This is a genomic window from Schaalia georgiae DSM 6843 (assembly GCF_000429245.1).
GTDB lineage: Bacteria > Actinomycetota > Actinomycetes > Actinomycetales > Actinomycetaceae > Pauljensenia > Pauljensenia georgiae.
Map to the genome: position 1 here is coordinate 269,808 of NZ_KE386870.1, position 13,039 is coordinate 282,846.

14 protein-coding genes are annotated in these 13,039 nt (G+C 69.4%); 8 read left to right on the forward strand and 6 right to left on the reverse strand.

Features of this window, described 5'->3' with window-relative positions:
• The first annotated feature begins 32 nt into the window (after window positions 1-32).
• Complete coding sequence (recO, locus tag G447_RS0109675; protein ID WP_005871620.1) at window positions 33-773, forward strand: DNA repair protein RecO; 741 nt, start codon at window positions 33-35, stop codon at window positions 771-773.
• The gene (locus G447_RS0109680; protein WP_051226313.1) at window positions 770-1,618 is read left to right on the forward strand and encodes an isoprenyl transferase; all 849 of its coding nucleotides are present in this window, start codon (window positions 770-772) and stop codon (window positions 1,616-1,618) included. Before recO ends, G447_RS0109680 begins: the two co-directional genes overlap by 4 nt.
• 146 nt (window positions 1,619-1,764) lie before the next feature.
• Here the strand turns inward: G447_RS0109680 and G447_RS0109685 are convergent, their stop codons facing one another.
• The 6 genes from G447_RS0109685 to G447_RS0109710 form a co-directional block, all read right to left on the reverse strand.
• Window positions 1,765-2,256: a membrane protein gene (locus tag G447_RS0109685; protein WP_034477156.1), complete on the reverse strand. Its 492-nt coding sequence runs from the start codon at window positions 2,254-2,256 to the stop codon at window positions 1,765-1,767.
• A gap of 82 nt (window positions 2,257-2,338) precedes the next feature.
• Complete coding sequence (locus G447_RS0109690) at window positions 2,339-2,731, reverse strand: Fur family transcriptional regulator (protein WP_005870997.1); 393 nt, start codon at window positions 2,729-2,731, stop codon at window positions 2,339-2,341.
• A 9-nt stretch (window positions 2,732-2,740) separates the two neighbouring features.
• Window positions 2,741-3,658 (reverse strand): metal ABC transporter permease, encoded by a 918-nt coding sequence (locus G447_RS0109695; RefSeq protein WP_005870999.1) that lies wholly within the window; start codon window positions 3,656-3,658, stop codon window positions 2,741-2,743.
• Window positions 3,655-4,386 (reverse strand): metal ABC transporter ATP-binding protein, encoded by a 732-nt coding sequence (locus G447_RS0109700; protein ID WP_026430904.1) that lies wholly within the window; start codon window positions 4,384-4,386, stop codon window positions 3,655-3,657. Before G447_RS0109700 ends, G447_RS0109695 begins: the two co-directional genes overlap by 4 nt.
• A 92-nt stretch (window positions 4,387-4,478) precedes the next feature.
• Window positions 4,479-5,504: a metal ABC transporter substrate-binding protein gene (locus tag G447_RS0109705; RefSeq protein WP_034477009.1), complete on the reverse strand. Its 1,026-nt coding sequence runs from the start codon at window positions 5,502-5,504 to the stop codon at window positions 4,479-4,481.
• 74 nt (window positions 5,505-5,578) lie between these two features.
• Window positions 5,579-6,592, reverse strand: a complete 1,014-nt coding sequence (locus tag G447_RS0109710; RefSeq protein WP_026430905.1) for a LacI family DNA-binding transcriptional regulator — start codon at window positions 6,590-6,592, stop codon at window positions 5,579-5,581.
• A 187-nt stretch (window positions 6,593-6,779) separates the two neighbouring features.
• On the opposite strand from G447_RS0109710, the gene G447_RS0109715 reads away from it, so the two are divergent.
• From G447_RS0109715 to G447_RS0109740, 6 genes are all read left to right on the forward strand, one after another.
• Window positions 6,780-8,000: a sugar ABC transporter substrate-binding protein gene (locus G447_RS0109715; RefSeq protein WP_026430906.1), complete on the forward strand. Its 1,221-nt coding sequence runs from the start codon at window positions 6,780-6,782 to the stop codon at window positions 7,998-8,000.
• A 128-nt stretch (window positions 8,001-8,128) separates the two neighbouring features.
• Window positions 8,129-9,712, forward strand: a complete 1,584-nt coding sequence (locus G447_RS0109720) for an ABC transporter permease subunit (RefSeq protein WP_026430907.1) — start codon at window positions 8,129-8,131, stop codon at window positions 9,710-9,712.
• Window positions 9,712-10,629 carry a sugar ABC transporter permease gene (locus G447_RS0109725; protein WP_026430908.1) on the forward strand — a complete coding sequence of 306 codons (918 nt, stop codon included), beginning with the start codon at window positions 9,712-9,714 and terminating at the stop codon, window positions 10,627-10,629. Before G447_RS0109720 ends, G447_RS0109725 begins: the two co-directional genes overlap by 1 nt.
• 364 nt (window positions 10,630-10,993) lie before the next feature.
• Window positions 10,994-11,383, forward strand: a complete 390-nt coding sequence (locus G447_RS0109730; protein WP_026430909.1) for a GntR family transcriptional regulator — start codon at window positions 10,994-10,996, stop codon at window positions 11,381-11,383.
• Entirely contained in the window at window positions 11,380-12,276 is an 897-nt protein-coding gene (locus tag G447_RS0109735; RefSeq protein ID WP_026430910.1) for an ATP-binding cassette domain-containing protein, read from the forward strand. Before G447_RS0109730 ends, G447_RS0109735 begins: the two co-directional genes overlap by 4 nt.
• Entirely contained in the window at window positions 12,273-12,995 is a 723-nt protein-coding gene (locus G447_RS0109740; protein ID WP_026430911.1) for a hypothetical protein, read from the forward strand. Before G447_RS0109735 ends, G447_RS0109740 begins: the two co-directional genes overlap by 4 nt.
• Window positions 12,996-13,039: the final 44 nt, after the last annotated feature.

The window sequence follows — 13,039 nt, forward strand, 5'->3', positions numbered from 1 at the left end:
CACCGGGCGCCCGCAGGTGCCACAATGGCGGGGTGCTCAAGTCCTACCGCGACGAGGCCATCGTCCTCCGTACCCACAAGCTCGGCGAGGCCGACCGCATCATCACGCTGCTGACCGCCGAGCACGGGCAGGTGCGCGCCGTCGCCAAGGGCGTGCGGCGCACCTCGTCGAAGTTCGGGGCGCGCCTGGAGCCCTTCAGCGTCGTCGACGTCCAGGCCCACCGGGGGCGCAGCCTCGACACGATCACGCAGGTGGAGTCCCTGGTCCTGCACGGGGACGCCATCGCAGCGGACTACGACCTCTACGTGGCGGGCACGGTGATCGTCGAGGCGGCCGAGCGCCTCACGGCGGACTCTGACGCGGCGGGGCACTCCCAGTACCTGCTGCTGCTCGGCGCGCTCCACGCGCTGGCGAAGCGCCGCCACGACCCCACCCTCATCCGAACCAGCTACTTGCTGCGCGCCCTCGCCCTGGCCGGGTGGGCGCCCTCGTGCTACGACTGCGCGAGCTGCGGTGCGGCCGGGCCCCACAGCGCGTTCTCCATCGCCGAGGGCGGTGCCGTGTGCGCGGCGTGCAGGCCCCCGGGCGCCGCCTCCCCCTCGCCCGACGCGATGGCGCTCATGGGCGACCTGCTGTCGGGGGACTGGGCGGGCGCCGGTCGCGCCGCCGCCTACGCGCGCCCCGAGGCCGCCGGCCTCGTCTCCTCCTACACCCAGTGGCACCTGGAGCGCAGGCTCCGTTCGCTCCAGGTCCTCGAAAGGAGCCCCTCATGAGCGAGCCCACTGCCCCCCAGAGGCCCGGGCCCCGTCCCACGCCCATGGACCGGGCGCCCGCAGACCCCTGGGCGCCGCTGGCGGGACCGGGCCAGTGGGAGGCGGCCGCGCCCGTCTTCGCCAAGGGCGAGGTGCCCGCGCACGTCGCCCTGGTCATGGACGGCAACGGCAGGTGGGCGAACAGCCGCGGCCTGCCCCGCATCGAGGGGCACAGGGCGGGGGAGTACGCCCTCATGGACACCATCGCCGGGGCCATCGACGCGGGGGTGCGCTACCTCAGCGTCTACACGTTCTCCACGGAGAACTGGAAGCGCTCGCCGGCCGAGGTCTCTTTCATCATGAACTACGCCAGCGACGTGCTGGAGCGGCGCACCGGGCAGTTGCGCGAGTGGGGCGTCCACGTGAGGTGGAGCGGGCGCCGGCCCCGACTGTGGAAGTCTGTGATCCGCGCCCTGGAGAAGGCCGACCGCGCGACAGCGCACAACACGGCCCTCGACCTGGTCATGTGCGTGAACTACGGGGGGCGCGCCGAGATCGCCGACGCCGCGCGCGCCATCGCCCAGGAGGCCGCCTCGGGCAGGCTCTCGCCCAAGGGCGTGACCGAGAGGTCCTTCGCGCGCCACCTCTACCTGCCGGACGTGCCCGACGTGGACCTCATGATCCGCACCTCGGGGGAGCAGCGGGTCTCCAACTACCTGCTGTGGCAGTTGGCCTACGCGGAGATGATGTTCGTGGACACCCCCTGGCCGGCCTTCGACCGCGGCGAGCTGTGGGACTGCCTGCTGGCCTACGCGGGCAGGGAGCGGCGCTTCGGCGGGGCCGTGGACCGCGTGCGCGGCAGCTGAGCCGGCGGGCGGCGGCTGCACCACTGTCGGCCCCGCGAACCTGCGGTTGCCCCGGGGGCCGGCCCGCCGACTGGCGCACACGCAGTCCTTCGGCTGTCACCGCCGCCGCGCCCGCCAGAGCGCTATCGTCGCGCGGCCCGGCCGCCCTACTTGGCGCGCCGCTTGCGCACCACGAGGACGCAGGCGCCCGCGCAGGCCAGGACCACGACGGCGGCGGCGCTCCACACGGAGGCGGTGAGAGCCGTCCACACCGCGTAGATGCCGAAGCCGTAGAGCAGCGCCCACAGGACGCACCCGGGGATCATTGCGAGGGTGTACACGCCCCAGCGCATGCGCACCAGCCCGGCGGCGGCGTTGACGGCGGTCTGGACCCCGACGGTGAGGAAGCACAGGGGGATGATGACCATGCCCCAGCGGTCCAGCAGGGTCGCGCCCTTGCGGGGCACGGGGCCGTCGAACCACCGGCCCACCCGGCCCCGCCAGCCCTCGGCCCCAGTGGCCGACGAGGCGCCCCTGGCGGCCAGGCGCCCCAGCCAGTAGGTGGCCTGGGCGCGTAGGAGCACCACTGCGAAGAGGAACAGGAACAACCCGATTCCTTCGCGCGCGAACGACGGCGCGAAACTGGCCAGACCAGCCATGACCACTATGCGGCCCCCTTTCAGTACCGGGATGATCCTAACGGGGGCGCCGCAGGTCGGCCACGGGTGTCAGAAAAAGTCCTCAGTCGCGCGCCCGCTGGCACGAGCGGCACAGTCCGAACAACTCCAGGGAGTGGACGACATCTGTGAAACCGTGCTCGGCGGCGACGGCGGACACCCACGCCTCGATATGCGTCTGCGCGATCTCCTCGGCGGCGCCGCAACGGCGGCACACGAGGTGGTGGTGGTGCCCGTCGGAGTCGCACGCGCGGTAGAGCGCTTCGCCGTCGGCCGAGCGCAGCACGTCGACCCGGTGCTCGTCGGCGAGCCCCTGGAGGGAGCGGTAGACGGTGGCGAGGCCCACGCGCTCGCCCCGGGTGTGCAGGTCCTCGAAGATCTGCTGGGCGCTGCGGAAGTCCTGGACGCGCACGAGTTCGTCGAGGACCGCCCGGCGCTGCTTCGTCATCCGCTGCATGTCGCCTCCTCACGCGCTGCGGTCGGGGTGGTTGTCCGTGGCCCGCGAACGGGCGATCCGCCGTGCCCGCCGCACAGCGTCGACGATACTCCGCAGCGCGAAGCCGAGCGCGTACAGTCCGATCGCGATGACCACGATGGTGGCGCCGGGGGAGAGGTCGACGAAGTACGTCAGGGTCAGTCCGCTCACGCATATGGCGACGCCGAGCCCCATGGACAGGGCCATGGTGGAGCGGAAGGAGGTTGCCGCCAGTTGCGCGATGGCGACGGGGACCACCATGAGGGCGCTCACCAGCAAGGACCCGACGACCCGCATGGCCACGGCGACGGTCAGGGCGGACAGGACTGCGATCAGCATGGACAGGGAGCGCACCGGCAGGCCGGTGGAGCGGGCGAACTCCTCGTCGTTGGTCACGGAGAACAGGGCGGGCGCCAATCCGACGCCCAGGGCCAGGATCGCCGCGGAGAGCACGGAGATGGTGGTGATGTCGGACCAGCGGACTGTGGAGATGGAGCCGAATAGGTAGGAGTTGAGTTGGGCGGAGGTGCCCCCGGCGATGCCGATGAACAGGACGCCCCCTGCGATCCCCCCGTAGAAGAGCATCGCGAGGGCCACGTCTCCGGAGGTCCGTCCGCTCTGGCGCACGGCCTCGATGGTGACGGCGCCCAGCAGGGACACGATGATGGCTCCGGGCACGGCCCAGCGGTCGACGGGCGAGGCGTTGGCGGCGGCGCCCACCAGCCACCCCAGGGCGACTCCGGTCAGCGAGACGTGCCCGATGCCGTCGCCGAGCATGGCGAGGCGCCGGTGGACCAGGTAGGTTCCGATGACGGGGGCGGTGAGGCCGACCAGCAGCGCCGCCAGCAGGGAGCGCTGCATCATCGGGGAGGACACGAGTGTGGCGAGGCCGTCCCAGAAGCTGTTCATCGGCGGCCTCCCACGATGTCGTCGACGACGGGCCCGGGGGAGGACGGGCGGGGGAGGGGCGCGTGGCAGTGGCCGTGACGCCCCTCGTCGGCGCCGTCGAGGTGGGGCGGGCCGTCGTAGGAGATGTGCCCGCCGGCGACGTGGAGCTCCCGGTCCAAGAGGGGTCCGAGCTCGCCGAGCTCGTGGAGGACGACGAGGACGGTGGTCCCCTCCTGCTTCGCCTCGGCGACCAGTTCGGCGAGGCGGGCGCGCGACGCCGCGTCGATCCCCGCCATCGGCTCGTCCATGACGAGCAGGTCGGGGCGGCGCACCAGGGCGCGGGCGATGAGGACTCGCTGCTGCTGGCCCCCGGAGAGGATGCCCATGGGGGAGGAGGCGCGGTGGGCGAGGCCGACCCGCTCCAGGGCCCCCATGGCGGCCCGGGAGTCCCCGGGCGCGGCCCACCAGCGGCGCGGGCCCAGCAGGCCCGAGCGGACGACCTCGATGGCGGAGGCGGAAACGCCTCCGCCGCTGGAGACCCGCTGGGGCACGTACCCGACGCGCTTCCAATCGACCGTGGAGGGTCGGGCGACGGAGGCTCCGAAGAGCTCGACGTCGCCGCGCGTGATGGGGGCGGTGCCCAGCAGGGCGCGCAGGGTCGTGGACTTGCCGGAGCCGTTCGCGCCGGTGAGGGCGACGGCCTGGCCCGCCCGGATGGCGAAGTCGACGCCGTGGAGCACCAGGTCCATGTCCCACGCGACGTGGAGGTTGGAAACGCGGACGACAGCGGGTGCCGCCGTGGTGGCGGCACCCGCGCCGTGGGCCCCGGACGGGGAGGCGTCTACTGGCAATTGAGGGCTTTCGCCAGCGCGTCGATGTTCTCGTTCATGACCGCGGTGTAGTCCTTGGACGCATCGACCTGCGATTCGATGGGGTCCAGGACGGCGGTGCCGATGCCGAGGTCGTCGGCCAGCGTCTGGGCGATCTTCGGGTCGATGAGGGACTCGGTGAAGATGGTGGTCACGCCCTGGGACTTGACGACCTCGGCGATCTCCTGCAGGCGCGCCGCCGAGGGCGAGGAGTCGGGGTCGAGGCCGGAGATGCCCACCTGGGTCAGGCCGGCCCGGTCGGCCAGGTACCCGAAGGCGGTGTGCGCGGTGACGAAGGTCTTCGACTGGCACGAGGCCGTGCGGTTGCTCAGGGTCTCGGAGAGCTTGCGCATGGAGTCGGCGGTGGTGGAGGCGTTGGCCCTGTAGTCGCTGGCGTTGGCCGGGTCCGCTGCGGCCAGCTGCTCGCCGATGAAGGACGCGGCGTCGGCCATGCGCTGGGGGTCGAGCCAGAAGTGGGGGTCCTTCGCCATGTCGTGGTGGTGCTCGTGGCCCTCGTGGGAGTGCCCCTCCTCATGGCCCTCGTGGGAGTGGCCCTCGTGCCCGGACTCGCCCTCCTCCTCGTCCTCGTCGGCGGGGTGGTTCGACCCCTCCCCGGCGTCGACGAGGGAGACGGTGTCCGCGAGGTCGATGGCGGTCTTCGGGGATTGCTGCTCCACCGCCTCGTCGACGGCGGTCTGGAAGCCCTTGAGGTAGACGACGGCGTCGGCGCGTCCGATGGAGTCCACCATGGCGGGGGAGAGATCGAGGTCGTGGGGCTCGGCGCCGTCGGGGGTCAGGGATGTGACGGTGACATGGGTGCCCCCGACCTGCTCGGTGAGGTACTTGAGGGGGTAGAAGGAGGCCATGACCCGCAGCCCCTGGGAGTCGGACTGCCCGGAGGAGCCCGTGGTCCCGGTGCCGCCGGAGCAGGCGGCGAGGGTGAACGCGGAAACGGCCGCGCACAGTGTGAGGAGAGCTCGTTTGTTCATGAGAATCATTTTCGTCAAGCCGTTGGCGCAGTGTCAAGGTGAGTGCGCGGAACGAAGCGCGCCCCACATCCTGTGCCCACGCCCTAGGCCGCGCGCCCGGTCGAGGAGCGGACGACGAGGTCCGGTGTGAATGTGAAATCGGCGTGGGACTGCGGTTCGCGGTTGGCCAGCGCCTCGAAGAGCGCGCGCACGGCGGAGGACACGATGGCGGTCACGGGCTGGCGCACCGTGGTGAGCGGCGGGTCCAGGTGCGGGATGAGGAAGGAGTCGTCGAAGCCGATCACGGACACGTCCTCGGGGGTGCGCAGGCCGTGGGCGCGCAGCGCGCTGATCGCGCCGAGCGCCTGTAGGTCCGATCCTGTCACGATCGCGCTCACGTCCTGCGCGATGAGGTCCGGGGTCGCGGCCGCCGCGGCCTCGAAAGTGTAGAAGGTCTCGACGACGACGGGGTCGTCCTGGCCGAAGTCCACGGCCATGGCCGTGCGGAACGCCCGTGCCTTGCGCCGGGCGGGCACGACGTGCGTGCGTCCGCCGAGCAGTGCGATCCGCGTGTGCCCCAGCTCGCGCAGGTGGGCCAGGGCAGCCCGGATCCCCAGCGCGTCACCCGTGGAGAAGTCGGGGGCGGGGATCTCGGGCCGGGCGCCGTTGATCGTCACGAAGGGCACTTTGCGCCCGGCGAGGTCCAGGTAGGGGGACACGTCGCCGAGGTGGTCCGCGTGGCGGCCGGAGACGAAGACGAGGCCGTCCACCCCGTGCGCCAGCAGCGAGGAGATGTGCTCGGCCTCGGAGGTGGCGCCGGGGGTCTGCGAGCGGATCATGGCGATGCCCCCGGCGTGGGCGATCTCGACTTGCAGGCAGTGCGCGAAGGCGGAGAAGACGGGGTTGGTCAGTTCCGGGACGACGACGCCGATCCCGGGGGACGAGGGCGGGGCGGAGGAGGCCGGGCGGTCGTAGCCCAGCTCGTCGATGGCGGTGAGGACCTTGATGCGGGTGGGTGCCGAGACCTGGCCCACGCCGTTGAACACGCGTGAGACGGTGGCCGTGGAGACGCCCGCATGAGTTGCGATGTCGGCCATGCTCGTGCGTTTCTTCGTCATCGAAGCCCCTCCATTCCATCGCCGTCCTGTGAAGCCTGCAACACCAATGTAACAGCATCCCGTTCTTGCTGAAAATGTGACGCTAATGTAACCGAAAAATTGTTGCAGAAACGATACCGTGCTCTTACAGTACGGAGGTAGCGGACCGCTGACGGAGGCGGTCGGCACGACAACTACAGGAGTTGACATGCGACGTGGCATCGCAGGGCTCGGAATCCTCGCAATCGCGGCCTCCCTGGCCGCCTGCGGCGGGAACTCCGGCACGACAGGCAACCAGTCCGCCGGAGGCGCGGACGCCTCCGGCACGATCACGATCTGGGCGGACGACACCCGCTACTCCCAGGTCGAGGAGCTCGCCAAGGACTTCACCGCCTCTTCCGGAGTGAAGGTCAGCGTGGTCCAGAAGTCCGAGTCCGACATGGACACCGAGTTCACCACCCAGGTCCCCACCGGCAATGGCCCCGACCTGATCGTCATGGCCCATGACAAGCTCGGCTCTCTTGTCTCCAACGGCGTCGTCGCCCCCGTCGACCTCGGCGACAAGTCCAAGTTCTCCGATGTCGCCGTCAAGGCCGTCACCTACAACGGGCAGACCTACGGCGTGCCCTACGCCGTCGAGTCCGTGGCCCTCGTGCGCAACAACAAGCTCACGACCGACACCCCCGCGACCTTCGCCGACACCCTCACCTCCGGCCAGGCCGCCGGCGCCCAGTACCCCTTCATCATCCCGATGGGCGACCACGGCGACCCCTACCACTTCTACGGCTTCCAGACCTCCTTCGGCGCCCCGGTCTTCAAGACGGACGCCAACGGCGAGTACACCTCCGACCTCGCCCTCGGCGAGCAGGGCGGCACGGACTTCGCCAACTGGCTGAAGGAGCAGGCGGACGCCAAGGTCCTCGACACCACCATCACCGCCGACATCGCCAAGCAGGCCTTCCTCGACGGCAAGGCCGCCTACACGGTCACCGGCCCGTGGAACGTGGCCGCCTTCCGCGAGGCCGGCATGGACGTGTCCGTCCTGCCCGTCCCCAAGGCCGGCAGCCAGGACGCCCAGCCCTTCGTCGGCGTCCAGATGTTCTACCAGTCCGCCAAGTCCGCCAACACCCTGCTGACCAAGCAGTTCTTCAACTACCTGGCCACCGAAGCGGGCCAGAAGAAGATGCAGGAGCTCGGCGGGCGCGCCTCGGCGATGCCCGAGGTCGCCGACGCCTCGAGCGACCAGGACATCAAGGCGTTCGCCGACATCGCGCAGAAGGGCGCCCTGGCGCCCTCCATCCCCGAGATGCGCTCGGTGTGGGAGTTCTGGGGCGACACTGAGGCCGCCATCGTCTCCGGAGCGCAGGCGCCGACCGACGCCTGGTCCGCGATGGTCACCAACATCCAGAACGCCATCACCAAGAAGTGAGATGGAGCGCCCCTGGGGACGCCGAGTCCCCGGGGGCGCCCACCACCGCCTCGCCGGACAGGGCCGTCCCAATAAGGCGACCCCGTCCGCTCCGCCCCTCCCGCCCGCAGCTGCTCCCGGAGACAACTATGGCTGAGCCCAACGCCACCACCACGAAACAGGGATACTCGCCCTCCCACGCCCGCGACGTCATGAAGCCCGGCTTCATCGTCAAACTCGTCCTCATGATGCTCATCGACGCCCTCGGGCTCTACGGCATCTTCACCGCCTACGCGGTCCGATCATGGGGCATCATCGCCATCATGGCCGTCCTGCTGGCCGTCATCAACTGGATCTACTTCTCCAAGCGGATGGTCCCCGCCAAGTACCTCGTCCCGGGCATGGTCTTCCTGCTCGTCTACCAGGTCTTCGTCATGGGCTACACCGCCTACGTGTCCTTCACCAACTACGGCCAAGGGCACAACTCCACCAAGGAGGACGCGGTCTCCGCGATCCTGCGCAACTCCGAACAGCGCGTCCCAGGCGCCTCCAACACCCCCGCCGCGGTCGTCGAGGACGGGGCGGGCCTGGGCCTCGTCGTCCAGAACCCCGCGACCGGCACCTTCCAGATCGGCAACGCCGACACGCCCCTGCACGACGTGGACGCCCAGATCGCGGGGTCCACGATCAAGGTCGACGGCCACAAGGTCCTCACCGTCGCGGATCTGCTCAAGCGGCAGAGCGAGGTCACGGGCCTGTCCGTCCCCGTCTCCGACGATCCCAACGACGGCTTCTACAAGACGGACGACGGCACCAGCGCCTACCTGGCCAAGTCCTCGTTCTCCTACGACGCGGACGCCGACACCATCACCGACACGTCCACGGGCACCGTCTACACCGCGGACAACAAGGCGGGCAACTTCAAGTCCGCCGCCGGGGAATCCCTGGATCCCGGTTGGCGGGTCTTCGTCGGCACGGGCAACTACACGAACATGGTGACCAGCTCGGACCTGGCCGGCCCCTTCTTCAAAGCGCTGCTGTGGTCCTTCGCCTTCGCCGCCCTGTCGGTCCTGACGACCTTCGCCCTTGGCCTCGTCCTGGCCCTGGTCTTCGCCGACAAGCGCCTCAAGGGGCGCAAGATCTACCAGTCCCTGATGATCCTGCCCTACGCCTTCCCCGCATTCCTGGCCACCCTGGTGTGGCAGGGCATGCTCAACTCGAAGTTCGGGTTCATCAACCAGGTGTTCTTCGGCGGGGCGGAGATCCCGTGGCTCACCAACGGGTGGCTGGCCAAGCTGTCCATCCTGGGCGTCAACCTGTGGCTCGGCTTCCCCTACATGTTCCTCGTGTGCCTCGGCGCCCTGCAGTCCCTGCCCGGCGACGTGGAGGAGGCCGCCAAGATCGACGGCGCCTCCGGACTGCGCACCGTGTGGTCCATCAAACTGCCCCTGGTCCTCCAGTCCACAGTGCCCCTGCTGATCGCCTCCTTCGCGTTCAACTTCAACAACTTCTCGTTGATCTACATGCTCACGGAGGGCGGGCCCAACTACCCGGGCCTGTCGGTACCCGTCGGCGAGACCGACATCCTCATCTCCATGGTGTACAAGATCGCCATCGAGTCCGGGGTGCCCAACTACGGCCTCGCCTCGGCCATGTCCATCGTCATCTTCATCATCGTCGGCGTGATCGCCTGGCTGGGCTTCCGTCAGACCAAGACCCTCGAGGAGCTGTGATGAGCGCCGCAACAGTGACCGCGTCGAAGAAGAACGCGAAGCCCAAGGACAACTCCCACCTCAAGGGCGCGCGCTGGTGGAAGGAGCTCGGCTGGCGGCACATCGTGGCCATCCTCACGATCATCTACTGCCTGATCCCGCTGCTCTACGTCCTATCCGTCTCCCTCAACCCGGGGGCGACGCTGACCGGGTCGAACCGCCTGTTCTCCTCCGTTTCCCCGGAGAACTACATGGCCCTGGGCACCGGCAAGTACGCGCAGTACTGGGCGTGGATCCTCAACTCGCTCATCGTCTCGTCGGTGACCGCGGTCGGCACGGTCCTCATGGGCGCCACCGCCGCCTACGCCTTCAGCCGCTTCCGCTTCCGCGGGCGGCGCGGCACGCTGACGTTCCTGCTGCTGGTGCAGATGTTCCCCCAGATGCTGGCCTTCGTGGCCCTATTCCTGCTGCTGCTGGGGCTCCAGGACATTTTCCCCATCCTGGGCCTCAACTCCAAGCTGGGCCTCATCTGCGTCTACCTGGGCGGGGCTCTGGGATCGAACACCTTCCTGCTCTACGGCTTCTTCAACTCGATCCCGCGCTCCCTGGACGAAGCGGCGATGATCGACGGGGCCACCCACGCCCAGACCTTCTGGACGATCATCATGCCGCTGGTGCGCCCGGTCCTGGCGGTCGTGGGCCTGCTGAGCTTCATCTCCTCGCTCGGCGACTTCGTGATCGCCAAGGTCGTCTTGCAGCAGCCATCCGAGTTCACCCTGGCCGTCGGCATGTACATGTGGGCCTCGGACTCGCGGACCGCTCCGTGGGGCATCTTCGCCGCGGGCGCGGTCATCGCGGCGATCCCGGTGATCCTGCTCTTCCAGTACCTGCAGAAGTACATCGTCTCCGGCCTGACCGCGGGCGCCGTCAAGGAGTAGGCGCTCAAGAGCGCCGGGCGCGTCGGCGGCGCGCTCACCGCGCGGGCGGTCCCGCCCGGTGCTCTGCCGCTGTGGCCGCTCCTGGCGCCCCGCCCCGTGCGGACCGCGCCCGGTTGCCGCGCTGCGATGCCCCGGCCTCGTCCTCCATTCCAGTGGGACGGGGCCGGGGCTTTTCTGTGTTCGGGGGCCGGTGGTGGACGCGGGGGTTCCCGCGCGGCTGGCGGTTCCCCGCTGCCGATGCGCGCTCTGCTGCGCTTGTGATGTGATCCGTGGCTCATGTTGTCCAAACGACTTGACGGCTCCACTAGTTCAGTGGTTAATTAGTCATGTAATGAACCACTGAACAGGAAGTGAGGAGGTGCCCATGCCCCCAATGTTCACCTCGGGTATCCCGATCTACGTCCAGATCGCCGATAACATCCGCGACCAGATCCTCCGCGGCGCCCTGCGCGACGGGGACCAGCTCACATCGACTACCGAGTACGCGACGACCTACCGCATCAACCCCGCGACGGCCGGGAAGGCGTTCGCCATCCTCGTCGACGAAGGGCTCGTCGAGAAACGGCGCGGGATCGGGATGTTCGTCGCCGAGGGGGCCCACGCCTCGCTCGTCGAGGAAGGGCGCAGGACCTACGTCGACGAAACCCTCTACCCCGCAGTCGAGGCCGGACTCGCCCTCGGCCTCGATCTCGACACCATCGCCACCAACGTCCGCGCCTACGACGCAGGCTCCCACACCAAGGAAGACTCATGATCACCTTCAATTCCATCGCCCACACCTACCCCGGGGAAGCCGAACAGGCGCTGTCCGACATCTCCCTCGGCTTCGGCGACTCGACCGTCACCGCCCTGGTCGGCCCCAACGGTTCGGGCAAGACCACCCTCATGCAGATCCTGTCGGGCCTGCTGCCCTCCACCAACGGGACCGTGTCCGTCAACGGAACCGCGCTCGTCCCCGACGATCTGCTCGGCTACTCCATCATGGCCTCCTCCAACCGGGACTTCGACAATTCCTCGGGCGCAGTCCTGGTCGACTACGCGCGCTTGCGGCCCACCTGGGACCAGGGGCTCTTCGACCGCTACACGTCCCGCTTCGGGTTCCAGCTGGGGCGCCGCAAGAGCCTGCGCAAACTCTCCTCCGGGCAGGCGGCGATCCTCACCGGCGCCATCGCGCTGGCCTCGGGCGCCCCCATCACCGTCCTCGACGAGATCCAGGCGCCCCTGGACGTGCCCACCCGCTACGCCTTCTACGAGGAACTGCTCGCCCTGGCGGCGGACTGCATGGAGGGGCGCCGCCCGCGGCGCGTGTTCCTCGTCTCCTCGCACATGGTCTCCGAACTGGAGAACGTCGCCGAAGAGGTCATCGCGCTGAAGGGCGGCAGGGTCATCGCCCACGAGGGCGTGGACGAGTTCACCTCCCGCATCTGCGCCATCGCAGGCAACGCCACCGATGTCGAGCGCTTCCTGGCCGACCACCCCGGCATTCCCGTCATCACGTCCCGCACGCTCGGATCCGCGCGCGAGATCGTCGTGGACCTGCGCGGGCGCGGCGTCACCGACCGTGAGCTCGCCTCCCACTCCCTCACCCCCTCGCCCTGCTCCTTCCAGGACGCCTTCGCCTACCTCATCCAGGAGAACGACCAATGAGCACCCAAACCCCCGACCTCGTCAAATCCTCCCCCTCCGCCCTGCGCCTGGGCCTGATCGACTGGCGGCCCACTGTGGTGCTGTACCTGCTGGTCCTCGTCGGGCAATTCCTCGTCAACGGCCTGGTCACCGGCATCCTCTACCTGTCGCTCGGTGAGTCCAGCGAGCAGATCTACCAGGCCCAGACGAACTCCGCCTTCGTGACGGGCGTCTTCATCTTCATCAACGCAGTGGTCAACGCCACCATCGGAATGCGCGCCTCCTCCCTCAGCGGCGCCGCCCGCCCCGCGCTCACAGCATCGACCTACGTCACCACCGTCCTGTTCATCATCCTGGGATCCATCTTCTGGTGGTTGCTGCTCGCGGCCCAGCCCCTCCTGTATTTCACGGGTACGGCCACCTACCCGATGGGCATCGACTCGTGGCTGTTCATCATTGTCGCGTGGATCGCCTGCGATGGCGCCGGGCGCTTCATCGGGGGCACCGGGCGCTGCGTCGGGACGTTGTGGAAGCGCTCCTTCGCACTCATGGGCGCGATCCCACTGGGCATCTGCGCAGTCCTCGCGCCGATCACGTGGTTCGTCCTCACCACCGTCCACAAGGTCGGCCTCCTCGGCCCGATGCACCCCGCCTACTGGCTGCTCGGCCTCCTCCCCCTGGTGGTCTGCGCCGCCGGCTGGCCGCTGACCGCATCCGGCCACATCCGCCGCATGGCCTGACCCCGGCGGGCCCAGCCGCCCCCGGTGATCGGCGCGCCCAGCTC

Coding starts and splice junctions, on each gene's coding strand:
- G447_RS0109740 (WP_026430911.1), top strand. CDS start 12,273: ATGAGCACCCAAACCCCCGACCTCGTCAAATCCTCCCCCTCCGCCCTG.
- G447_RS0109720 (WP_026430907.1), top strand. CDS start 8,129: ATGGCTGAGCCCAACGCCACCACCACGAAACAGGGATACTCGCCCTCC.
- G447_RS0109705 (WP_034477009.1), bottom strand. CDS start 5,504: ATGATTCTCATGAACAAACGAGCTCTCCTCACACTGTGCGCGGCCGTT.
- G447_RS0109730 (WP_026430909.1), top strand. CDS start 10,994: ATGCCCCCAATGTTCACCTCGGGTATCCCGATCTACGTCCAGATCGCC.
- G447_RS0109690 (WP_005870997.1), bottom strand. CDS start 2,731: ATGCAGCGGATGACGAAGCAGCGCCGGGCGGTCCTCGACGAACTCGTG.
- G447_RS0109700 (WP_026430904.1), bottom strand. CDS start 4,386: ATGGACCTGGTGCTCCACGGCGTCGACTTCGCCATCCGGGCGGGCCAG.
- G447_RS0109710 (WP_026430905.1), bottom strand. CDS start 6,592: ATGACGAAGAAACGCACGAGCATGGCCGACATCGCAACTCATGCGGGC.
- G447_RS0109695 (WP_005870999.1), bottom strand. CDS start 3,658: ATGAACAGCTTCTGGGACGGCCTCGCCACACTCGTGTCCTCCCCGATG.
- G447_RS0109680 (WP_051226313.1), top strand. CDS start 770: ATGAGCGAGCCCACTGCCCCCCAGAGGCCCGGGCCCCGTCCCACGCCC.
- G447_RS0109715 (WP_026430906.1), top strand. CDS start 6,780: ATGCGACGTGGCATCGCAGGGCTCGGAATCCTCGCAATCGCGGCCTCC.
- G447_RS0109725 (WP_026430908.1), top strand. CDS start 9,712: ATGAGCGCCGCAACAGTGACCGCGTCGAAGAAGAACGCGAAGCCCAAG.
- G447_RS0109685 (WP_034477156.1), bottom strand. CDS start 2,256: ATGGCTGGTCTGGCCAGTTTCGCGCCGTCGTTCGCGCGCGAAGGAATC.
- G447_RS0109735 (WP_026430910.1), top strand. CDS start 11,380: ATGATCACCTTCAATTCCATCGCCCACACCTACCCCGGGGAAGCCGAA.